18 protein-coding genes are annotated in these 22,464 nt (G+C 49.6%); 11 read left to right on the top strand and 7 right to left on the bottom strand.

Annotation, left to right across the window (positions count from 1 at the left end):
- Positions 1-90 precede the first annotated feature (90 nt).
- The gene (locus tag PRUB_RS04685) at positions 91-2,592 is read right to left on the bottom strand and encodes a S8 family serine peptidase (protein WP_010383921.1); all 2,502 of its coding nucleotides are present in this window, start codon (positions 2,590-2,592) and stop codon (positions 91-93) included.
- 712 nt (positions 2,593-3,304) lie between these two features.
- Between PRUB_RS04685 and PRUB_RS04690 the strand changes: the two genes are divergently transcribed.
- From PRUB_RS04690 to PRUB_RS04705, 4 genes are read left to right on the top strand one after another with little or no spacing between them, the layout of a single operon-like run.
- The gene (locus PRUB_RS04690) at positions 3,305-4,825 is read left to right on the top strand and encodes an autotransporter outer membrane beta-barrel domain-containing protein (RefSeq protein ID WP_010383923.1); all 1,521 of its coding nucleotides are present in this window, start codon (positions 3,305-3,307) and stop codon (positions 4,823-4,825) included.
- A 47-nt stretch (positions 4,826-4,872) separates the two neighbouring features.
- Positions 4,873-5,265 (top strand): CsgE family curli-type amyloid fiber assembly protein, encoded by a 393-nt coding sequence (locus tag PRUB_RS04695; RefSeq protein ID WP_081694369.1) that lies wholly within the window; start codon positions 4,873-4,875, stop codon positions 5,263-5,265.
- 2 nt (positions 5,266-5,267) lie between these two features.
- Positions 5,268-5,684: a curli assembly protein CsgF gene (locus tag PRUB_RS04700; RefSeq protein ID WP_010383926.1), complete on the top strand. Its 417-nt coding sequence runs from the start codon at positions 5,268-5,270 to the stop codon at positions 5,682-5,684.
- Positions 5,684-6,466 (top strand): CsgG/HfaB family protein, encoded by a 783-nt coding sequence (locus PRUB_RS04705; RefSeq protein ID WP_010383927.1) that lies wholly within the window; start codon positions 5,684-5,686, stop codon positions 6,464-6,466. Before PRUB_RS04700 ends, PRUB_RS04705 begins: the two co-directional genes overlap by 1 nt.
- Here the strand turns inward: PRUB_RS04705 and PRUB_RS04710 are convergent.
- From PRUB_RS04710 to trhP, 6 genes are all read right to left on the bottom strand, one after another.
- On the bottom strand, positions 6,463-7,161 hold the full coding sequence (locus PRUB_RS04710; RefSeq protein WP_010383928.1) for a helix-turn-helix transcriptional regulator: 699 nt from the start codon (positions 7,159-7,161) through the stop codon (positions 6,463-6,465). The two genes, PRUB_RS04705 and PRUB_RS04710, sit on opposite strands and share 4 nt — an antisense overlap.
- 264 nt (positions 7,162-7,425) lie before the next feature.
- Entirely contained in the window at positions 7,426-8,613 is a 1,188-nt protein-coding gene (locus PRUB_RS04715; RefSeq protein ID WP_010383929.1) for a M23 family metallopeptidase, read from the bottom strand.
- Between the two features lie 511 nt (positions 8,614-9,124).
- Positions 9,125-11,806 (bottom strand): PAS domain-containing protein, encoded by a 2,682-nt coding sequence (locus tag PRUB_RS04720; protein ID WP_010383930.1) that lies wholly within the window; start codon positions 11,804-11,806, stop codon positions 9,125-9,127.
- Between the two features lie 25 nt (positions 11,807-11,831).
- On the bottom strand, positions 11,832-12,575 hold the full coding sequence (locus tag PRUB_RS04725) for an EAL domain-containing protein (RefSeq protein WP_010383931.1): 744 nt from the start codon (positions 12,573-12,575) through the stop codon (positions 11,832-11,834).
- 183 nt (positions 12,576-12,758) lie between these two features.
- Positions 12,759-13,010, bottom strand: a complete 252-nt coding sequence (locus PRUB_RS04730) for a YfhL family 4Fe-4S dicluster ferredoxin (RefSeq protein ID WP_010383933.1) — start codon at positions 13,008-13,010, stop codon at positions 12,759-12,761.
- 24 nt (positions 13,011-13,034) lie between these two features.
- Complete coding sequence (gene trhP / locus PRUB_RS04735; RefSeq protein ID WP_010383935.1) at positions 13,035-14,393, bottom strand: prephenate-dependent tRNA uridine(34) hydroxylase TrhP; 1,359 nt, start codon at positions 14,391-14,393, stop codon at positions 13,035-13,037.
- Between the two features lie 321 nt (positions 14,394-14,714).
- Here trhP and ndk point away from each other — a divergent pair, with 321 nt between their 5' ends.
- The 7 genes from ndk to PRUB_RS04770 all read left to right on the top strand — a co-directional run bounded on the left by ndk (position 14,715) and on the right by PRUB_RS04770 (position 22,463).
- A complete protein-coding gene (gene ndk / locus PRUB_RS04740) occupies positions 14,715-15,146 on the top strand; it encodes a nucleoside-diphosphate kinase (protein WP_010383936.1) in 432 nt (143 codons plus the stop codon).
- Between the two features lie 188 nt (positions 15,147-15,334).
- Positions 15,335-16,465 carry a dual-specificity RNA methyltransferase RlmN gene (gene rlmN / locus PRUB_RS04745; protein ID WP_010383939.1) on the top strand — a complete coding sequence of 377 codons (1,131 nt, stop codon included), beginning with the start codon at positions 15,335-15,337 and terminating at the stop codon, positions 16,463-16,465.
- Between the two features lie 135 nt (positions 16,466-16,600).
- Complete coding sequence (gene pilW / locus PRUB_RS04750; RefSeq protein ID WP_010383941.1) at positions 16,601-18,253, top strand: type IV pilus biogenesis/stability protein PilW; 1,653 nt, start codon at positions 16,601-16,603, stop codon at positions 18,251-18,253.
- On the top strand, positions 18,250-19,236 hold the full coding sequence (locus tag PRUB_RS04755; protein WP_010383943.1) for a RodZ domain-containing protein: 987 nt from the start codon (positions 18,250-18,252) through the stop codon (positions 19,234-19,236). Before pilW ends, PRUB_RS04755 begins: the two co-directional genes overlap by 4 nt.
- A 5-nt stretch (positions 19,237-19,241) precedes the next feature.
- On the top strand, positions 19,242-20,360 hold the full coding sequence (ispG, locus tag PRUB_RS04760; protein WP_010383945.1) for a flavodoxin-dependent (E)-4-hydroxy-3-methylbut-2-enyl-diphosphate synthase: 1,119 nt from the start codon (positions 19,242-19,244) through the stop codon (positions 20,358-20,360).
- A 133-nt stretch (positions 20,361-20,493) separates the two neighbouring features.
- A complete protein-coding gene (hisS, locus tag PRUB_RS04765) occupies positions 20,494-21,771 on the top strand; it encodes a histidine--tRNA ligase (RefSeq protein ID WP_010383947.1) in 1,278 nt (425 codons plus the stop codon).
- Between the two features lie 74 nt (positions 21,772-21,845).
- Entirely contained in the window at positions 21,846-22,463 is a 618-nt protein-coding gene (locus tag PRUB_RS04770; protein WP_010383949.1) for a YfgM family protein, read from the top strand.
- The last annotated feature ends 1 nt before the right edge of the window (position 22,464 follow it).

The following is a 22,464-nucleotide window of genomic DNA, read 5'->3' on the forward strand; positions in this document are numbered from 1 at the left end:
AAGGCCGCATTTAAATGCGGCCTTTGTCGTTACTAAATCTGGATTTGATTAATCAAACCAGATTACTGGGATGAAGTTACTCGAACCAGATTACTCGAAACGCACACTCACTTCGTTTGAGCAGATGTCACTTGACTGACAGATCTTGTAAGTGAAGCCACTGACCGCTGGGTCACGACCGAAATCACGGAACTGACCTGAGTTATTGACTGTACGTAGTAGTGTACCATCGCGGTAAACGTCTACCTGCTCAGCGCTGCTGCCAGACCAGGATAGAGATACCCGATAGAAGCCCAGGCGAGACTTATTAGTACGCACGACTTCCAGCGCAATATCATCAGAGCTGACGGTGACTTCCTGCGTGGTGCTGTTGCTGTTGCCTTCACTGTCAGTGACGGTAAGGGTCGCAGAGTAAGTGCCGGATGCTGTGTAGATATGAGTTGGGTTTGCATCTGCGCTGCTGTTGCCATCACCGAAGTCCCACTGCCAGCTGACGATGTCATTGTTGGCATCGGTACTGCTGTCAGTAAAGGCGACGCTCAGGCCATTTTTCTCAAAGCTGAAACCTGCCACAGGCGGTTGCGCAGACACTTCACCCAGACCGGTCAATGTCAGCGTCCAACTGTTCAGTGTACCGGTATCCACACCAGCGTTATCCGATACATTCAATGTCCAGTCACCGCGTGCAGCTTCACCGTTGAAAGCAGCTGAATTAAAGGTCTCAACCAGGTTATCAGCGCTACCACCGGCACGGTTGTGTAATGTCACTGAAGTACCCGCCGGAGAAGTCAGGGTCACCAGCAGATCGCCAATGTAAGTGTGAGTGATATCCACCAGGGTATTGCTGTCGAAAATGGTGATGTCGTCAGCAACCGTAATGACTGAACTGATGCCTGTGGCGTCGTTGTCAGGAATATCAACTGCGGTTGTATTGTCATAGCTGAAGTCGCTCAGACCTTGCGGCAACACAGACAGGTTAACGGACTTGCTGTCTGCCAAATCGCCAGAGGTAGCGTTAACGGTGAAGCTGTAGTTGCCCCATTGAGTATCTGCAGTGGTAGGTACTGTCAGTGTCACTGTGTTACCCGGAGTGACGGTGCTTTGTGATAACACGGCACCAGGTAGCGGGCTGTCCAGCGTCAGCGCAATGTCGCCCTGCCAGTCGGCTACGGAGGTGAAGCTGAATTCATAGCTGGCAGTTTCACCTGCGGTGATCTCCTGGCCACCTGGCGTGACACCCATTCTGAAGCCCGGTGCCGGATCCGCATCGATCAGTGCCTGGTGTGCGTTCAGACGCGTACCAGCCACCGTTTTGCCATCCAGTGCAGCATTCGCGTCACCGCTTTGCATTAGCAGGTTTTTCAGAGAAATTGCGTCCAGCGTCGGGTCAATAGACAGTACCAATGCCGCAACACCAGCAACATGAGGTGTCGCCATTGAGGTGCCAGAGAAGCTGCTGTAACCGCCGCCTGGTACAGTCGACAGAATGGCGCTACCTGGTGCACCCATGTCTACAGAAGCCAGGCCCCACTGTGAGAACGAAGACATAGTGTCGTTGTCTGTGGTTGAAGCAATTGAGAAAACGCTGTCATGCTCATAGCTTGACGGGTAATGTGGGTTGCTGTCGTTATCAACAGCGCCGTTACCGGCTGCGGCGACAAACAGGATATCTGCGTTCTCACTGGCGGTAATGGCATCGGCCAGTGTCTGGCTGAAACCACCGCCACCCCAGCTGTTGTTCAGTACGCGGACGTTGTGACCCGCTTGCTTCAGCGATACCATGTAATCGATACATTCGATGGCATCTGAGGTTGACCCACTGCCTGAAGAGTTGAGGAACTTACAGCCGACGATTGAGACTTCCTGGTTTACGCCGACGACGCCAGTGGCATCGTTACCCGTTGCGCCTATGGTGCCTGATACGTGTGTACCATGGCCCTGATCATCCATAGGGTCGCCAGAACCTGTGATGGCGTTGACACCATAAATGTCATCAATGTAGCCATTGTTGTCGTTATCAATGCCGTCTCCAGGGATTTCACCTGGGTTTTGCCACATGTTGGCCGCCAGATCCGGGTGCGTATAGTCAACCCCAGTGTCGATAACCCCAACGATCACGTCACGTGAACCAATACTGATATCCCAGGCTTCAGGGGCATCGATGTCGGCATCTTCAACGCCGCCAGTTTGACCTGTGTTGTGCAGGCCCCAAAGCTCGTCAAAGCGTGCATCATCCGGAATACCCAGCGCTTTAACCTGATAATCAGGCTCAACGTATTCTACAGCCGGGTGCTTCGCCAGCTTAGCAATGGCTTCTTTGCTACTGATCCCATCCAGTTTGAAGTTCGCCAGGCGGCCCGCCAGTACGTGCTTGTAACGATCATCGATTTCATCGGCGTTGTTGTCCGAGATGCGGGCTTTTACCAAGTTACGGGCTTGTGCTCTCAGTGCGCTGGACGCATCTTGTTTGAAGACTACCATCACGCTGTTGTCATTGGTTTTTTCTGTCGCTGTGATTTGTACTGCAGCTTGTGCTGCGCCACTGAAAACTGGCAGTAATGCCAATGTTAAGGCAGAAAGTTTTAATTTCATCATTTGTCCTAGATAGTTAAGTTGAGTTATTGACCATGAGGCCATGGTGTGTGCTCGACTAAGTGGCATGATGTGTGATCCGCCCGGCCCTCGGGCTGGCGGTTGATAACTCGGTTTGGCAACTCAGGTCACGCTAAAACAGCCTGAATTAGGGATGCAATTTTAAAATGAGTTTAGGTTGTTAAAATCCGACTTTTTTGTAGTTGGGGTAGTTTATACTCAATCTTAATCATACTTTTTTGTTGGTTTTTAGCTTTTTGTTAACGACTTTGTAACTCATACTATTTTGTGAGAATACCTGGTATTAATATCGGTAAATCACTAACTCTAGCTTTAACTGTATGAATTTAATCAAGTTAGAAGATTCAAAATTATTTCTCATTTCCCTGTCCAATGCGACGCTCTAGAGTGACTACACGAGTCCGAAAAAACAACGTGCAAACACTGCGCAGCTTAAAGCTGGGCAGCGGACTCAGGCTTTGATGGCTAAGCGAGTATGAGCGCGACCCTGCTTGATGACAGCAGCCCGCTGGGCTTTGGTTATAACAAGGGGAGCGAAAGATAACCCGGTTGAAACACAGTACTGCGTTGGCGTATAGGTCAGGAGTTGGCAACCTCCATTAAGGCGATACGCAAATATATAAAGACAATCACGCAGTGCGAGTTGAAGGAAATCATTGCGAAAACGATTAATAACTCTAAGGAGAACCAGGTGAAATTTTCAAAATCACTGACCTGCTGTGCAATTGCACTGGCTTTATCTGGTGTCAGCGTGGCACAGGCAGCTGACGCAGAAGCGAAAGCCGCTTCAACGTCTGAGTTGGCGCAGCTGATGCAAATTGACAGCACGGGCAATACGCTGACGGTAACCCAGCAATCAAACAATGGCGCGGGAAATGTGCTAACCAGTTCACAACAGGGCGAGTCCAATGTGAGTGACTTGTCGATTGCTGGAGATAGTAATATCACCACAGTTGCACAGGCAGGCACTGGCAACTTGACCAAAGCAACGGTCGTAGGCGATGGCAATACCCAGGAACACAGTCAGGATGGCGAGGGTAACGGCACACTGACAGATCTCAATGGTAATGACAATAGCTTAAACATCACCCAGCGTGGTGTTGCTTATCTGGGTATCGACAATGAAGTGACGAACACCATTAATGGTGATGGCAACCACATTCATGTTGAGCAAAGCAGTGGTGGCCACTGGTTCTACAACACTGACATGCAAGGTAACAATAACCAGGTTGTTGCTACCCAGTTGGGCTCCTGGGGTGAAGTGAACATTGACCGTGTACAGGGCGATCAGAACAGCATTGAAGTCGATCAAGATGGGGTATACAACGAGCTGAATCTGACTATTTTACAGGGCAACGACAATGATCTGACGCTCTCTCAGGAAGGCAATTACAACAAATTCACTATTGATGTGCTGACGGGCAACGACAATGAGTTACAGGTTGAGCAAAGCGCAGGCAATGGTAACCGGGTTGACATGGCTGAACTCCAGGGTGAAAGCAACCGGGTTGACCTGGAGCAGGAAGGTAATGACAACCGCATGACTTCTACCCTGTTCAGCGGTGACAGCAACTATGTCACTGTGGCACAGCTGGGAGACAACAACCAGACTACGTTCGACGTAGTGGGCAATGACAATGACTTCGATGCACAGCAGCGTGGTAACGACAACCAGGCTTACCTTGGCGCCGTGGGTGATGACAATGAGTACAGCACTTTGCAGCTGGGTGACAATAATGAGCTGCACATTGCGAAATTCAACAGCAATGGCAGTGAAGTCGGCGTGATCCAAAATGGTGATAACAACGAAGTTGTGTTGCAGTCATCGTATCCGGACAACGCACTGAGCAGTAACAACAACATGCTGAATGTTGCGCAAACCGGCGACAGTAACGGTGTGTCAGTGACACTTGCTTCTGTGGCGGAAAGTGGGCTGAATCAGCTTGATTTGGTACAAAGCGGTGAACTGAACGCCATCGATTTGATGCTTGAAGGCAGTGGCAATGACATCGCCATTGAACAAACTGGTGGCGCGAACTTTGTTGCCGGTGTTGGTTCAGGTGCGTTTGTGGTTAATGGCAGCGACAACAACATCCAGATTAATCAGGACGGCTTTGGCAACCTGGTTGAAGGTGGGGTGAGTGGCAATGGCCAGACTGTGAATATTACCCAGGTCGGTGACTATAACGTTGCCACTGTGACGCAGCAGTAAGCTATGTGGCCACAAAACCGAGTGGTTTTGTGGCCAACGTTGTTGTTATGAAGTATACGCTATTTATTCTCGGTATTTTGCTTTTGAGCGTGATACCACACAGTCAGGGCGCCGATGAGGAAGTTGAGCTGGGAGGACTGGTTATTGACCAGAGTATCAGCCGCTTTGGCTATCAGTTTTATTTTGATTTTTCGCAGTTGTGGCGCGATGTACCGGGCACCGCAGGTGTGAATATCACCATTAAAGAAACCGTGTTGCCGCGCGCGGGTACGCGGTTACAGGTATTTATGAACAACCAGCTGGTTTATGCCACTGCCATGGGACGTCGCGGTGGACCGTTAAAAGAGCGCGTCGAGACGGCGTTATTTGCCATTATGGATGCCATGGCCAGCGCACAGCATCAGCAACACTCTCCAGATTTAGCAACAAGCGGGTGGTAACAATGAAAACAACAATACTAGGTTGCTTGGGGGCACTATGCAGTTTGTCGCTGCATGCGACTGAATTGGTTTATAAGCCCATTAATCCGTCATTCGGCGGCAACCCTCTCAATGCCAACATGTTATTAAACAAGGCACAGGCTCAAAATAAACATCGTGCGCCAGTGATTGAAAAATCTTATGGCGACCGATTCCAGGAGTCGCTGGAGCGGACTTACCTGAATCGCATGGTCAGGGAAATTACGTCCACGGCGTTTGGTGATGAAGTCGAAGACAGCATTTTTGATAAAGACTCGACGTTTATGAGTGGGGATTACGAAATTCAGGTGATCACCAGTACACCGGATTCCATCACGGTGCAGATCACCAACACGCTGACGGGTGATATTACAACATTGGAAGTGCCGAGGTTTGGTTAATGAAGTACCTGAGTATTACCTGTTTTATGTTATTGCTGAGTGCCTGTAGCAGTATCCCTGTGCTGCCACCACCTATGGCGAAGGCACAGCCACTGGCTGCCACTGAAGTCTTCAGCGAATTAAAAGCATTGCCTACGCCACGTGGACCAATCCCGGTTTCTGTGTATTCATTTCGAGACCAGACCGGACAATATAAACCCCAGGAAAACGTCAGCTCATTTTCGACGGCAGTGACGCAGGGGGCTAACTCAATTCTGATGCAGGCGCTGCATGAAACGGACTGGTTTATTCCCATTGAACGTGAAGGGCTGCAAAACCTGCTGACCGAGCGCAAGATCACCCGGGCGGCAATGCAGGACCAGGAAAACGCAAACAGCCTGCCACCATTGACGCATGCCAAGCTGATCTTTGAGGGCGGCATCATCAGTTATGATGCCAATATCAAAACCGGCGGCATGGGGATGGAGTACTTTGGGATTGGCGCATCTGAGCTATATCGCGAAGATACCATTAGTATTTACCTGCGCGCGGTGGATGTCCGTACGGGCCAGGTTTTGCTGTCGGTTGCGACCAGCAAAAAAGTGCTGTCAAAGGAAATGCGTGCAGGATTCTTTCGTTACGTCAGCTATAAACGCCTGGCCGAAGCGGAAGCCGGATACAGTGAAAATGAGCCCATGCATATTTGTGTGACTCAGGCGATTGAAAAAGCCCTGACGTTGTTAGTGCATCAGGGCCTCGAAAAAGGTGTGTGGGCTGCTAAACCTGAGCAGCAGGCGGGTTAATTGGCCAGTCCACCGAAGGGGATGTGCTGCTGTGCCCAGTTGGCCAGCTCAATCCGATTGCGCGAGTTGGTCTTTTTAAACGCGCTGTAAATATGGGTTTTGACGGTATGACTACTGATATTCAGAGAATCAGCAATATCGTCGTTTTTGGCCCCATCAGCGAGCAGTCGGATCACCGACTTTTCGCGTTTAGTGAGTGAGGCCAGCGTAATGTCTCTTTGTTCGTCTGACAGTGCTGGCAGCGCCTGTGGCAGGCGCTGCATCAGGGCGCTGAACGCTAGTGAAATAGCGCCTCTGCCAAACCATAATTCGCCGCCCAGTACACGCTGAATGCCTTTGAATTGACTTTCCGGCGAAGCGCCCTGATAGAGCACACCTTTGACATTGGCAAGCAATGCGGTTTGCTCGTTCAGGGTATCCGGGCAGGCATTAAATAGTAAGACGCTGTGATGTTGTGCTAACGCTCTGAGCTGCGCGCTGAGTAAATCGCGACACTCGCGGTGGCTGACATCGACCAGAAACAGCTGGTAGTGCGCTCTGTGCTCAGTGATTGGCAGGCGGGTATCGACCTTGATATTGTTACCGCAAGCCTCAAGCATTTTGACAAACATGAGGAAATCCTGACTCAGCGTGTTGGTCTTTTGGTCTGTCAGGACGAACAGAGCACCACGCGTTTGATTGTCTGAATACATCATTATCTCGACTGTCCTTTTGTTGTTCCGTTAACCTAAATATACATATTTTTTACAAGATGTTTAGTACTTATTTTCAATTTTTGGAACTGACCGGATCTGTATGTCGTATTGGAACATTCCATTTTGTCACAGACAAAGTAGCCAGGATATGAGCGACGCTTTTCTGCCCCTAAAGAGAGGAATATTGATGATTCATATGGTTGGGGTGGCATGATACACAGGTGATCAGACGTTTCTTCTGACCACCTTTCGAGACGCGGAGAGTTATCGGTAGAGTGCACGCCAGGCACAGGTACGGTAGCCATTGCGCTCAAAGTAAAAACGGTTGCAATTGTCGTCGTAATTGTAGTTGCCGACATCGACCCGGTAACCACTGATATAGGCGTTATGTAAAGAAACAAAGCGACCATTATACAGCAGGGAGAAGTGCAAGTGAGGTCCGCTTGACTGACCGCCCTGACACAGCGCTGTGTTGTAGTCATTGGCATATCGACCGAGCCAGGCACCGGCATCAATCACGTCACCAGTTTGATATTGAAGTGCATCCATGTGGTAATACTGAGTCGCATAGCCACTGGGGTGCGTAATACGGATGTTACAGCGTGAATAACGTGTCACGGTGCCACCATGCGCCGCCTGAACCCAGGGGGTATTGGACCCCCAGCCACCAGAGTTATTGTTGAAATCCAGCGAGGAGTAGGGATAGCCCGAACCGGTATTGGAATGAGCACCACCACTGTACCAGGCATAGCCTGATGGCCAGGGGAAATTAAGATAAAAACTATTATTGATGGCTATGGACTCAACATCCGGCGTTGCTGAGCGTGCAGCGGGGTTGAGTAACGCGTCGCCAAAGTAGGATTGATACTGCCCGGCCACCTGAGCAAAGGCTTTAGCATCATCCAGTACAGCGCTTAGTGCAAAGGTCGCTGGCGTGACAGTGAGCGCCTGATTGTGGAGATGGTCAGATACTGTATGCTGCACCTGATTGCGTTGTTGACTTTGCCATTGTTCATACGCATAAAAGTGCTGTGACAGTCCATGGGTCAGTGCTTCCAGTTGTGCTGAAAATCCGGATGGTGCCACCAACAGACCGAACGGCCTTTCAAATGCTGCTGGTGTCGGTGCGGAGAGCAGCTGACTGTGTTGTTCCATCATTGCGAGCAATAACTTGGGGTTGATGCTGGCGTGACCGGCCCAGTGTAACAGAGTTTCCAGCTGGTTCTGTAAATGGGGCGCAAGGGTTGCCAGCGTGCTTTCCCAGTCTGTTTGCTGGAGTGTATTACTGAACAGGAATTGCTGCGTGTCTATGTTGAGCAGGGGAGTGAGCGCATGTTTTGTCAGCGTATCTCCGTTGATCTGAAAGGCTGTTTGATCGTGGTGCTGACCTTGCGCATGCGCGGATAAATGGGCCAGTCCGGCTGCCAGTAAAGCGTATTGTAGTGTTTTCATGTTGTATCCTCATTAAGGTGAGTGCATAGTCAGGTATATCCTCTTGTTTAATAAATGTACAATTTGAGCTTTTGCTCTGTAATTCGCTTTTGTTTCTTTTTGTTTACAAATTTGTTTCATTAATTTGGGGGGATTGAACTGCTGACTGACTAGGACCGTTGTTGCTGTGATGACAGAACACGGTTTTAACCTGATACCTTAAGGAGGTGCTCAGGGGGAAGTGAGGAAGGCAAGCGTTTAGCGAGCAACAAAGTAAGGACTGAGCCCTGGCCTGATCAGGCTTCTTGATGCACCATTCAATAGCTTGGCCGCTTTATTACCTCGGGTCGGTATCAATAATAGGTAAGCTCAGCGAGCGCGTCAGAGTTCGAGCATTAATCGCGTGCCGGCGAGCGTTAAACTCTGCACCCAGTTTAAGACGGTGACATAAGGTCAATTCGGCAGTGCAGCTGAGCCTGCCAATAGAAAGGTATGTCACCTTGATCATTTGCTGCTTAAACGATTGCCATGATTACCCGGGCTGTTTAAGCGCTATCAAGAAATGGGCGCCGCCCTGTGTGTTATCGGTATAGGTAATTTGCCCGTCGTGCATATCGACTAGCTTTTTACACAAGGACAGACCAATCCAGCTGCCTTCATAACTGTCACCATTGAGGTTGTGGCCGGGAGCAAAGATGTGTTGTCTGAGCTGCTGTGGTATCCCGCTACCATTATCCTGGTAGCGCAGCATGACAGCTTCGCCTTCATGTTCGGCACTGATCCGCACACAGGGTGTATGATTGACCTCACAACATTGAATGCTGGTGGCAATTAATTTTTGCCAGACCTGAATAAACAAAGCGTTATCAACTTGCAGCTCGCAATCTGGAGTGTCGCAGATGATTTGTGCCTGACTTTTTGCAATTGTACGACTCAGCTGGTCACAGGCTTGTGAGATCAGGCTATTCAGGGAAACTCGGTTTAGTGTTAGCGGGTGTGTATGTAGTCGGGACAATATAAGCAGATCCTGGGCCATGGCACACATGCGCTCAGTCTCACCCAGGAGCTGGTCCATTTCAGAGGCGGCTTGATCGTTTTCTTTCAGCGCCGTTGCCAGACTGTGTGACAAGCTATCGCAAAGCGTAGAAACTTTGCTCAGTGGCGCCTGGAGGTCGCGCGACACAATAGACGCACAATGTGTCAGGTTTGCAGCAGACTCCTGTAAGTCGCTCTGCAAATTGGTTTGTTCTGTAATGTCCACAAAAGTACCCAGCATGAGCTCAGGTTCGCCCTGTTCATCGCGGGACACTATGGTATCCAGTGAATAGCACCAAACCCAGTGGCCTTGCTTGTGTTTAAAGCGATAGGTGAGCGGGATCAAATCTCCATTCTGACTGGCACTGACTTCTTTCATGTGTGCATCCAGCAGTGCATGTTCTTGTGGGTGAAACAGATTCATGAATTGACAGTTTTCCAACTCCTGAAGTGTATAGCCAAGCAGATGTGTATATCTGCGATTAATTTTCACATTGGCCTGCTGCTTCAAATCATATAGGTATAAACCGCATACGGCGGAGTCTATGATACGCTGCAAAAACTGCTGGCTGTCCCTTAGCTCGGTTTCGGCATATTTACGTGCTGTGATGTCAATGGCGGTGCCAACCAGTTTGGTGACTTTCCCCTCGCTATTGAGTAACGGGTAAAGTGTTGTTTGATACCAAAGTTCCTGATCATGAGTGGGTAACATCTCAATATATTCCAACGGCTTTTTGAGTTCGCAACAGGTCTGGTAGTTATCCTGAATGTGATCAAGGATTTGATCATCAAACATTTTACCGCGCAGCTCTGACAGGCGTTTGAATTGAATGTCCTCAAGCTTAATGGAGGCCCGCTGACAGGCAGTCGGATTAAACTCTAAAAAGGTAAAGTCGCCATCCGATTCGATCTGTAACAGCCAAATGGCCTGACTGGCACCATTATAAATGGCGTTTAAAATGTTGGTTTTTTCACTGATCTGGCGCTCTAGTATTTTGCTGGACTCGATGTTGCGTAGTGCACCAGACATCAACAGGGGTTTGCCTTGCTCATCAAACTGGCTGTTGCCCACGGCCAAAAACCAGCTATATTCACCATGTTCGTTGCGGCCCTGATATTCCACCTGATATTGTTCTTTGCTTTGGAAATGCTGTTCAATGGCCTGCTCCACACGCACACGGTACTCCGGGTGAATATGCTCAAACCAGTCTTCATAGCTTGGGTGTTCGATATCTGCTTTGCCTATCATCGCCATCAGTCGGGGCGAATAACTGACCTCGCCAGTCACCACATTCCATTCCCAGATACCATCGGCGGTGGCATTGACGGCCCGGCGCATTTTCTTGTCCGATTCTTTTAGTGCCCGTTCGGTATTTTTCAGGGTACTCAGGTTATTAAACAGCGCCAGCACCACACTTTGTCTTTCAAACTGTGCTTTCACGAGTTTCATTTCCATCGGAATAGCGGGTTTGTTTTCCACTTTAATGTGGCATAAAGTCGCCAGCTCAGCCGTGTCAGCATTGTTTAATTTATGGGTCAATGTGTCTATGGTGGTAAAGGGGTCACTGAACTCGATTAATTCACTCAGAGACTGCCCGTTTGGCTGATTGTCCTTGAGGCCTAAGGTCTTGAGAAAGTGAGGGTTACACTGAGTGATCCTAAATGTGTCATCGAGTACCACGATACTTGCGGGCAGGGTATTGAGAATAAAGTGGGTCAACTCGTGCTCAGCCAGCTTGGAGTCCAGCTGATACTTTTCCTGAGTGACCTTATCGAGCTTACGGGACACACCCTGAAATTGATTCGGGGTCGGAATGGCAATTGCACTGGGGATCAGTCGAAACATGTACACTGCGGTGGTGATAGAGACCAGCGCAGTGGCCATTTTGGCAATGGCATGCATGCCATATGCGCCTTGCCAGACGGTATAAATACCTATCAGGTGGGTCAGTCCACACAGCAGGATAAAGCTTGAAAACAACACAAACAGCCAGTGCCCGCCAACATCCGGCCGCTTTTTGGCAAAAATCATGATTGCGATGGGGATAGAGAAGTAAGCGGTGGCAATCAGTAAATCTGAGATGACATTACCCCATAGCAAATGAGGTTGCCACAAGTAGCAATGCCCGTGTGGCATGTAGGCATCATGAAAAAAAGATTCAAAGCTGTTGGTTTCCATGTGAGTAATCCTTACCTGGAGCGTATTACGGCGATGTGGGAAAGCTCGGTTGGGGCAAAGTGGCAACCACTGGCTTGGCAAATAAATAACCTTGCATCAGATAAACGCCTAAATCGCACAGGCACCTATAATCGTCTTCGGTTTCAACGCCTTCTACCACTAAATCGATATTCAACCGGCGCGCCATCAGGCACACACCGTCTACAATGGCCTGCTTAACCGGGTCCTGTGCTATCCCATTGATCAGCGCAATATCGAGTTTGATGATATCGGGTTGAAAACGATGTAGTACTTCAATGCCGGCGTAACCGGCACCAAAATCGTCCAGCGCAACTTTAAAGCCGTTTTTGTTGTAGGTGTTGGCAATGTCGATGAGTTTGTCAGGATCGGTAAGATGCTCCTGCTCCGAGACTTCGAAAATAATGCGCTCTTTGGCCAGATTGAATTGGTCGGCGGCTTCAAGCGTTTTACGCAAGCAGGTTTGGGGGTCGTAAATGGCGTTGGGTAAAAAGTTGATAGACAGTTTCGCGGTGTCGCTGAGTTTGGCCATCATTTCAATGGCGGTTGTGCGACACAATTGATCGAAATAATACTTGCTATCCTTTGTTACCTGGGACAGCACTTGCCCGGCTGATTGTCCCTGTGTCCCTCTGACCAGAGCTTCATAGGCATAAACTTGTCGGTTGCGCAGGTCCACGATTGGTTGCATCGCCATGGTAATGTCCATGCGATAATCGGTATGGCAACGACATGTTTTGCAGCCAGCCATAAAAGCTCCCTGTTTAAGAGTCAGATATCTAAGCAAGTCTGGCACAGCCCTTGGGTTTTGCAATCAAACTGTACTCGATTAATCACACTGTAATACGGTGGATATTGCTGTATTAGTTTACTTTCTGCGACTAATAACTGGGGATTGGTAAAAGAAAAAGCGCCGTCAGGCGCTTTTCTGGGATCAACTCTGGCCGGTCAGTTTGAGGTACTTTTCGGCCAGGGTGTCGAGGCTTTCGCGATGTGCAGGATCGGGCTTAATACAATCTATCGGGCAGACACTCACACAGGTTGGCTGGTCGTAGTGCCCGACACACTCCGTACATTTTTCCGGGTCTATCTGGTAGATTTTTTCACCCATATAAATGGCCTGGTTAGGACATTCCGGGTCACACATATCGCAGTTAATACATTTACTGTTGATCAGTAACGCCATTGTTCACACTCCGTTTTGGCTAGCTTAGGCTTTTTTAAACGGGTTACGGGTGTCTTCCTGAGCACCCAGGTTACGCATCAAAATGGCATGATTAAGGTCAATGTCTTCAGGCAGCGGAATTTTAACTATATGGCCAGAACCTTTGGCATCGCTGATCAGCTCACCTTTTTTGTTTTCCATGTGTTCCAGAGTAAAGCTGATATTGCCCTGGGGTGTCATCAGCTCCAGGCTGTGACCGGTACAGAACTTGTTTTTGACGTCAATTTCCACCAGACCGTTGTCGTGACGGCCCAAAATCTCACCAACAAACTGCTGTTGATCCGATACGGAGTGGCCATAGTCGTAGTTTTGGTATTCCTGGTGAGCGTGGCGTTTAAGGAAGCCTTCGGTATAACCCCGATGTGCCAGGTTTTCCAGTGTACGCATCAAGGAAGGATCGAAAGGTTTGCCAGCGACGGCATCGTCAATGGCACGACGATACACCTGCGCGGTTCTGGCGACGTAGTAGAAGGATTTAGTGCGGCCTTCTATTTTCAGGCTGTGTACACCCATCTTGGTCAGTTGGTCAACATATTGCACGGCACGCAGATCTTTGGAGTTCATAATGTAAGTGCCATGCTCATCTTCAAATGCAGGCATATATTCTCCCGGGCGCCCTTGCTCTTCGAGCATAAACACCTGATCAGTCGGCTGTCCGTCTCCCAGGGTCGGGATCACCTGTTGCGGGTCGATTTTGTGCACCACATCGCCCGTTGCCGTTTCCTGTCCTGACTTAACATCGTAGCTCCAGCGACACGCATTGGTACAGGTCCCCTGATTTGGGTCTCGTTTGTTGATGTAGCCTGACAGCAGGCAACGCCCGGAGTAAGCCATGCACAGTGCACCATGTACGAATACTTCCAGTTCGGTATTCGGGCACAGAGTGCGGATTTCGGCAATTTCTTCCAGTGACAGTTCCCGTGACAGGATCACGCGCTCGATCCCTTGTTTTGCCCAGAATTGCACGGCAGCATAGTTGACAGCGTTGGCTTGGACCGACAAATGGATGGGCATGTCAGGCCATTTTTCACGTACTAGCATGATGAGGCCCGGATCTGACATGATCAGGGCATCCGGTTGCATGGCAATGACTGGCTCGATATCGCGCAGGTAGGTTTTCACCTTGCCGTTATGCGGAGCAATGTTAGACACCACATACAGCTTTTTATTCTGCTGGTGGGCTTCGTTGATGCCAATTTCGAGATTGGCCAGGTCGAATTCATTGTTACGCACGCGCAGGCTGTAGCGTGGCTGGCCGGCATAAACGGCATCGGCACCATACGCAAAAGCGTAACGCATATTCTTTAAACTACCTGCGGGTGAAAGGAGCTCAGGTACAAACATCTCAAACCTCATACATTGAACTGATTACGGGTCAGCTGTTGGGGTAAATCAATCGCCTGTTTGGCCCGTACTTCATACAGTACAAGGGCTTGGGCAATTGGGTTAAATCAAAAAGCGGCGCAGTATAGGGCAAGGTTTACTGGGATGATTTGACCTGGATCAGGTTTTTCCGGATCTGCGGGATAGCCGACTCCAATGCTGTAACGGCAGGTTGCGTTTCACACAAAATCAAAGCGGGACGGAAATAGTAGGTTTTTACATCTAAAACGCGTATAATTCGCGCCCGTATAAATTCATTAATTTCATTTTGGAGCAAAAAAGATGGCTTTAGAGCGTACTTTTTCAATCGTTAAGCCTGATGCGGTAGCTAAAAACCACATCGGTGCAATCTACAACCGTTTCGAGTCTGCTGGTCTGAAGATCGTTGCAGCTAAAATGATCCACCTTTCTCAAGAGAAAGCGGAAGGTTTCTACGCTGAGCACAAAGAGCGTCCTTTCTTCGGTGCTTTGGTTGAGTTCATGACATCTGGTCCAGTAATGGTTCAGGTACTTGAAGGTGAAGATGCAATCCGTAAAAACCGTGAAATCATGGGTGCAACTAACCCAGCTGAAGCGCTAGCGGGTACGCTACGTGCTGATTACGCTGACAGCATCGACGAAAATGCGGTACACGGTTCAGACGCTCCAGAGTCTGCTGCACGTGAAATCGCTTACTTCTTCACTGAAGAAGAGCTGTGCGCACGTACTCGTTAATTCGAGCACTGTGACATGAAAGAAGGGCCTTAGCGCCCTTTTTTCGTCCCTGATGTATTTTACTAAGCCTGAATGCAACATGCAGCGGGCTTAGCAAAGTATTCAGATTTGAAAGCGCTGGTTGAATTTTGTACAATTTGGCGCTTTATTAAATTTGCACTGGCCGTCATCTGATCTGGGGTTGTTTCATGACTACGACTGAGAAAAAAATTAACTTACTTGATTTAAATCGCGAGGGGATGCGCGAGTTGTTTGCATCATACGGTGAAAAACCGTTTCGCGCCGATCAGGTCATGAAATGGATTTACCACTTCGGCATCGATAACTTCGATGACATGAGCAATATTAACAAAAAGCTGCGTGCCAAGTTGCAGGCAGAATGTGAGATCCGCGCACCTGAGATCTCAGTGCGCCAGCAAGCCAGTGATGGCACCATTAAGTACGCGCTTGTACTGGATGGCGGACAGGAAGTGGAAACTGTGTGGATCCCGGAAAAAGACCGTGCCACTTTGTGTGTCTCGTCTCAGGTTGGCTGTGCACTGGAGTGTACCTTCTGCTCAACCGCGCAACAGGGCTTTAACCGTAACCTCAAGGTCAGTGAGATCATTGGCCAGGTGTGGCGCGTGGCCAAAGATATCGGCTTGCACGATGGCGATAGCACTAAACGCCCGATCACCAATGTGGTCATGATGGGTATGGGTGAGCCGCTGCTCAACATCAACAACGTAGTGCCAGCAATGGAACTGATGATGGATGACTGGGCATTTGGCTTGTCCAAACGTCGTGTGACCTTGAGTACCTCAGGTGTGGTGCCGGCGCTGGATATTCTGAAAGAAAAAATTGATGTGGCCTTGGCAATTTCTCTGCATGCGCCAAATAACCCGCTACGTGATGAGTTGGTGCCGATCAATAAAAAGTATCCAATTGAAGAGTTCCTGGCGGCCTGTCGTCGTTATATTGATGGTTCGAAAGCCAATAAAGACGTCACCATTGAATACGTCATGCTACAGGGCGTGAACGACAGCACCGATCATGCGCATGAATTGGTTCAAGTATTGAAAGGTACACCGTCTAAAATTAACCTGATCCCATTCAACCCGTTCCCGGGTAACGAGTATGGACGTTCGAGTAACAGCCGTATCGACCGTTTCTCTAAAGTACTTCAGGCAGCCGGGTTAACCTGTATCGTTCGTCGTACCCGTGGTGATGATATCGACGCCGCTTGTGGCCAGCTGGTTGGTGATGTGGTCGACAGAACCAAACGTCTTGCGAAGAAAAAGCAGCTGGAAGACAACGCCATAGCCGTGAAGGTTGGCTAAAAAAAGGGTGAAACTCGAACGCATTCGGGTAATATATGGGCATAGATCAACAGCGCTCTGGTGAGCTATGCCTGCGGCCTTGCGCCAATTGTGACTTGTCAATGCGCGCTTTTAACTAAAGTGTTTAGTTCAGCTATGTTTTCATTGGTAAAAAGCTTCTCCTTTGAGGTCTCAAAGCGTGCTCAGGTTGCCCGTACCGGGTTGCTGTTGATACTGGGCGTGACACTCAGTGGTTGTGTGACCGAAACGCGTTATGCCAACAGCGACAAGCCGGTTGTGCAGAGTAAGGCGAGTCGCGAAGATGCTGCTAAAACGCGTATTTCACTGGCGCTACAATACCTGGCGAATGGCAATAATACCCAGGCCAAGTTTAATCTCGAACGAGCACTGACATTGGCACCACAATTGCCCGAAGCACACTACTCACTGGCTTATTATTACGAGCAAGTTGGGGAGAATGCGCGTGCCGAGCAGGCCTATCAAAAAGCCCTCACACTTGCCCCGGAAGACCCAAACACGCTTAATAATTATGGCACTTTCCTGTGTCGCATCGGCAAATATGACGCCGCCACTGAGCAGCTGCTTAAAGCCATTGACATACCGAGCTATATCCGTGTTGCACAAAGCTATGAAAACCTTGCGATGTGTGCACTGCGCCAGGATAACTTCGAGCTGGCACTGGAGTATCTGGGCAGCGCTGAAAAACACAATGGGCAGCGTCAGTCGACTTTGCTACTGATGGCTGGCTTGCACTATGCGAAAAGTGAGTTGCATCGCGCAGAGGAAGTACTGAAGGTGTACGGCGACCGTGGGTTTGTCTCTGCGCGTGGGTTATTACTGTCTCATTTATTGGAAGTACGCAAAGGCCATTTGCAACAAGCAGAAGAAACCGCGACTTTGCTGCTACAGACGTATCCGGAGTCGCCCCAGGCGGCACTGGTGCTTCAGCAACGTCTGAAAGACAGTGAATTTGAGCGTCTGAAAGAGCAATATCGTCAGGCCCAGTTGACAAAAATTACCCACAAGTCGCCAACGCATTTGGTGGCTGAACCCAAGATCAAGGTGCGTCGAAAAGTCGAACCGGCCAGTCCTCGGCCTCAGACACTTGCGCTTGCGCCGGTTGTATCTGAACCCGCACAGCAACCGGTACCAACATCAGCACGTTCGTTGCGTGCACAGCAGTTCACTCAGAATTCACCCGCGCAGGCTACAGTAACGGCTCAGAGTGTGCCTGATAAAGCCGCAGACACCGTTAAACCAGGTGCATCAGATACAAGAGGACAGGTGGTCTTTTATGAGCCTGATCCGACTGATATCGCCTTTTCAGCGCCTTCTGCACGCACCAGGGACGCGGCCGTAGTAACCGATAAGCCTACAGATAGCTGGCTTGCGCAACTTCCCGCAGAGCCTGTGGCAGAAACTGTGCAGGGCCGTACTGTTGGAGGCCTGCTGAATACCGACCTGATGCTACCTAGTATTCCTCAGCACATCATCAGGTTGGGGGAAAACCTGTTCAGTGTTTCAGTGAAGTACAACCTGAAGTTAGAAAAGCTGATGGCATGGAATAATTTACGTGAGTCGGACCAGCTGTCGATTGGTCAGGTGGTGTATTTGAACGATCCTAAGATTGTACACACCATAGGTCAGGGCCAGTCGCTATTCGACATTGCAATGGAATATAATCTCCAGATTGACGACCTGATGCGGTGGAACAAATTGACCCCGGATATCGTCTTACAACCAGGGCGACATCTCTTAATCGTGGATCCAGATAACTATACCTTATGAACGAAGCAGAATTAGATACAGAAAATAGCAGCGATTTATTGTCGCTTGGACAAACTCTGGCCAAAGCCAGACATGACAGGGGTGTCAGCTATGAAGAGATCACCACACGGTTGAAGCTCAGTGAAACCCAGATCAACAAATTAGAGCAGGACGACTATCAGAACCTGGGTCCCGAAACTTTTGTACGGGGCTACATCAAGAGTTACTGTCATTTACTGGGCCTGGATGCGCAGGAAACACTGAAATTATATCAGTCTCCCGTTGTGCCTGAACAGAAAGGCAAAATGAAGAGCTTTTCTCGCCGTACGGAGAAAGAAGCGCACGACAACCGCCTGATGTGGTTCAGCTATGCAGTCTTGATCCTGGTCGTGGGCAGCTCCGCGATTTGGTTCTGGCAAAACAGCAGCTCTCAGAGCGAGATCACACCAGGTGATGCCCGGGATATACCTCAGGCCAATGTTGTTTCAGGCGATGGGCAAAATGACGAGCAGAGCGCATTGCAAGCTGTGGCAGATGAACCTGATACAGTGACTCCTGAGTATCAGCCTGACAGTGCTAGTGAGCCCGAAAAACCGGCCATAGATATGACCCAGGAGCCTGCGTCAGAGCCTGCATCAGAGCCATCTCAAGAGGCCACACAACCAGCGCCAGAAACGAGCGCAATCATACAAAACGATGCCGTTGCAGAGGTGCAAGCTGCACCCGCGACCGAGCGTAATCCTCAGCCAGAGCTTGAGCAGAACACCATTGTGATGGTGTTTAAAGAAGACAGCTGGGTAGAGATCTTCGATGCCAGTCAGGAGCGCGTTGCTTTTGGGGTGAAGAAAGCCGGGTACACCATGACCGTCAGTGGGCAGGCCCCGTTTTCCGTCGTACTGGGCAAACACCTTGCCGTGAGCATCACACTCGATGGCGCAGCTGTGGATATTTCCGGCTTGCCGCGCAATCGTTTAGCCAAATTTAATTTACCGTTAGCAGAGTAATCGTCATGTTTTCAGAATCACCGATCAAACGTAGAAAATCCACGCGTATTAATGTGGGGAATGTGCCCATCGGGGACGGAGCACCGATCGCCGTGCAGTCGATGACCAATACCAATACCCTGGACGTGGACGCCACTGTGGCTCAGATCCGGGCGATTGCCGATGCCGGCGCGGACATTGTGCGGGTCTCTGTTCCGACTATGGAAGCCGCAGAAGCGTTTAAGAGCATCAAAGAACAGTCCGAGATACCGCTGGTCGCCGACATTCATTTTGATTATCGAATCGCCCTGAAAGTGGCTGAGTATGGTGTGGATTGCTTACGCATCAACCCAGGTAACATCGGCAATGAAGAGCGTATTCGTGCAGTCGTTGATGCTGCTCGTGATAAGAACATTCCGATCCGTATCGGAGTGAATGGCGGCTCGCTGGAGCGGGATCTGCAGGAAAAATATGGCGAACCTACGCCAGAAGCTTTGCTTGAGTCAGCGATGCGTCATGTTGAGATCTTACAGCGGCTCGACTTTGATCAATTTAAAGTCTCGGTTAAAGCGTCAGACGTTTTCTTAGCGGTTGGGGCATATCGCCTGTTGGCCAAAGAAATTGACCAACCACTGCATTTGGGGATCACTGAAGCCGGTGGGATGCGTGCCGGTTCGGTCAAGTCGGCAGTGGGCTTAGGTATGCTGTTGGCTGAGGGGATTGGTGATACGCTGCGGGTATCCCTGGCAGCCGATCCAGTTCAGGAAGTCAAAGTAGGCTTTGATATTTTGAAGTCGCTGCGTATTCGTTCGCGCGGGATTAACTTTATTGCCTGTCCAAGTTGCTCCCGTCAGGAATTTGATGTGGTTAACACCATGAATCAACTGGAAGAACGCCTGGAAGACATCACAGCCCCAATTTCGGTTTCTGTAATCGGCTGTGTGGTAAATGGTCCGGGTGAGGCTTTGGTGAGCGATTTGGGTCTGGCAGGGGCAAACCGCCGTTCGGGCCTTTATATCAATGGTGAGCGTCAAAAAATGCGTATCGACAACGATCACATCGTTGAACAGCTGGAAGAGCAGGTACGCAGCTATGTTGAAAAACAACAAAATGAACCCAAAATCGACGTCAAGATAGTCGAGTAAGCGCGGCAGACCCGGCAAACTAAGCGTTTACGTTTTAGCCGAGCTGGGTATAATAGCGGGTTTATCAGATCTGGCTAAGTCATCGGGCTTAGCCAGCCGTTTCGTGTAAAAAATTAGATTACTAGGATTTTCAGTGGCAAAACAAATTCAGGCAATTCGAGGTATGAACGATTGTCTGCCGGGTGATACGCAAGTCTGGCAGAAGGTAGAATCTATCTTACGTGACACAGTGGCATCTTTTGGATATCAGGAGATCCGCTTTCCTATCGTGGAATCCACCGAGTTATTCAAGCGCTCAATTGGTGAAGTCACCGACATCGTTGAAAAAGAAATGTATACCTTCGAAGATCGTAATGGCGATCTCCTGACCTTGCGTCCTGAAGGCACCGCGGTTTGTGTGCGGGCCGGTAACCAGAATGGCTTACTGTATAATCAGGAGCAGCGTTTGTGGTACATGGGACCTATGTTTCGTCACGAGCGTCCACAAAAGGGCCGCTACCGCCAGTTCCATCAGTTTGGTGTAGAAACCTTTGGTGTGGCAAGTGCCGATATGGATGCTGAAGTGATCCTGATGACGGCGCGCCTGTGGCAGCAGTTTGGGATCAGCGAATTTGTTCGCCTGGAACTCAACTCTTTGGGTTCAAATGAAGCGCGTGCAGCCTATCGTGAGGCTTTGATTGCGTTTCTTGAACAACACGAAGCGGATCTGGATGAGGATTCAAAACGCCGCATGCACAGCAATCCGTTACGTGTGCTGGACAGCAAAAATCCGGACGTGCAGGCCATTTTGGTGAACGCGCCAAAATTGTCAGAATATCTGGACGAAGAGTCGCGCGAACATTTTGCAAATTTATGTGAACGTTTAGACGCCGCTGGCGTCGAATACCAGGTTAATGAAAAACTGGTACGCGGCCTGGATTATTATAACCGCACCGTATTTGAATGGGTAACCGACAGCTTAGGTGCTCAAGGTACTGTGTGTGCCGGCGGGCGTTATGATGGCCTGGTAGAGCAGGTTGGTGGTAAAGCGACGCCGGCTGTGGGCTTTGCAATGGGCATGGAGCGTCTTGTACTGATGTTACAAGAGCTTGAGCGTATCGGCACATTACGCCGTAATGCCGATGTATTCGTTGCAGCGATGGGCGAACAGGCTGGCATTCAGGCGCCGGTTATTGCGCAACAACTACGCAGTGAGATCCCAGGCCTGCGCGTACTGGTCAATGCCGGTGGCGGCAACTTCAAAAAACAACTGAAACGTGCGGATAAGAGCGATGCACAAGTTGCCCTGATTTTTGGCGAAGATGAATTGGCCGAAGGTAAGGTGACGGTTAAGTATCTCCGCGAACACAAAGAACAAGTTACCCTGACACTGGCAGAGGCAAAAAGCCTGTTGTCGGCGTTAGTGGATTAAGCGCCCAGGCGCAGTAAAGTCAGGCCAGTTATCTGAAAAGGGACTGGCTTTACGCTATTAATAAAGAGGTCAGAATGGAAATTTATTCAACAGAAGAACAACAAGCCGAAGCAATAAAACGATTTTTCCGTGAAAATGGAACATCTTTGATCATCGGTGCGGTGCTGGGCCTGGGTGGTCTGTATGGTTGGAAAGCTTATAACCAGCATCAAATTGACACCGCAGAAGCAGGTTCTGAAGCCTATAACCAGTTGGTTGATAGTGGTGACGTTCTGACCAAAAGCGATGACTTTTTAGCAGCGAATGGTGAGTCTAGCTATTCGGTACTGGCTGCGTTTGTGGCAGCAAAAGAAGCCGTTGAACAAGGCAAACTGGACGTTGCACAAGAAAAGCTCAACTTCGCTGCAAACACCGTTAAATCACCAGAGCTAAAAGCGACGGCTTATCTGCGTCTGGCCCGTGTGCAGGCTGCGCGCGAAGATTACAGTGCGGCACTGGCGACACTGGGTAACCCGATGCCAGAGAGCTTTGCTGCTCAGGTAGCTGAGGTGAAAGGCGATGTACTGTTAGCGCAAGGCAACAAAGAAGCTGCGCGAGATGAGTATCAAAAAGCAGTGACTGCCGGTGGCAGTGATAATAACCCACTGCTGCAAATCAAACTGGACGATCTGGCTAGCACAGCAGCACTGTAAG

The organism is Pseudoalteromonas rubra (assembly GCF_000238295.3).
GTDB lineage: Bacteria > Pseudomonadota > Gammaproteobacteria > Enterobacterales > Alteromonadaceae > Pseudoalteromonas > Pseudoalteromonas rubra.

Excerpts from the sequence above, each read along its gene's own strand:
- PRUB_RS04685 (WP_010383921.1), bottom strand. The coding sequence starts at position 2,592 with ATGAAATTAAAACTTTCTGCCTTAACATTGGCATTACTGCCAGTTTTC.
- PRUB_RS04695 (WP_081694369.1), top strand. The coding sequence starts at position 4,873 with ATGAAGTATACGCTATTTATTCTCGGTATTTTGCTTTTGAGCGTGATA.
- PRUB_RS04700 (WP_010383926.1), top strand. The coding sequence starts at position 5,268 with ATGAAAACAACAATACTAGGTTGCTTGGGGGCACTATGCAGTTTGTCG.
- PRUB_RS04705 (WP_010383927.1), top strand. The coding sequence starts at position 5,684 with ATGAAGTACCTGAGTATTACCTGTTTTATGTTATTGCTGAGTGCCTGT.
- PRUB_RS04710 (WP_010383928.1), bottom strand. The coding sequence starts at position 7,161 with ATGATGTATTCAGACAATCAAACGCGTGGTGCTCTGTTCGTCCTGACA.
- PRUB_RS04715 (WP_010383929.1), bottom strand. The coding sequence starts at position 8,613 with ATGAAAACACTACAATACGCTTTACTGGCAGCCGGACTGGCCCATTTA.
- PRUB_RS04720 (WP_010383930.1), bottom strand. The coding sequence starts at position 11,806 with ATGGAAACCAACAGCTTTGAATCTTTTTTTCATGATGCCTACATGCCA.
- PRUB_RS04725 (WP_010383931.1), bottom strand. The coding sequence starts at position 12,575 with ATGGCTGGCTGCAAAACATGTCGTTGCCATACCGATTATCGCATGGAC.
- PRUB_RS04730 (WP_010383933.1), bottom strand. The coding sequence starts at position 13,010 with ATGGCGTTACTGATCAACAGTAAATGTATTAACTGCGATATGTGTGAC.
- trhP (WP_010383935.1), bottom strand. The coding sequence starts at position 14,393 with ATGTTTGTACCTGAGCTCCTTTCACCCGCAGGTAGTTTAAAGAATATG.
- ndk (WP_010383936.1), top strand. The coding sequence starts at position 14,715 with ATGGCTTTAGAGCGTACTTTTTCAATCGTTAAGCCTGATGCGGTAGCT.
- rlmN (WP_010383939.1), top strand. The coding sequence starts at position 15,335 with ATGACTACGACTGAGAAAAAAATTAACTTACTTGATTTAAATCGCGAG.
- pilW (WP_010383941.1), top strand. The coding sequence starts at position 16,601 with ATGTTTTCATTGGTAAAAAGCTTCTCCTTTGAGGTCTCAAAGCGTGCT.
- PRUB_RS04755 (WP_010383943.1), top strand. The coding sequence starts at position 18,250 with ATGAACGAAGCAGAATTAGATACAGAAAATAGCAGCGATTTATTGTCG.
- ispG (WP_010383945.1), top strand. The coding sequence starts at position 19,242 with ATGTTTTCAGAATCACCGATCAAACGTAGAAAATCCACGCGTATTAAT.
- PRUB_RS04770 (WP_010383949.1), top strand. The coding sequence starts at position 21,846 with ATGGAAATTTATTCAACAGAAGAACAACAAGCCGAAGCAATAAAACGA.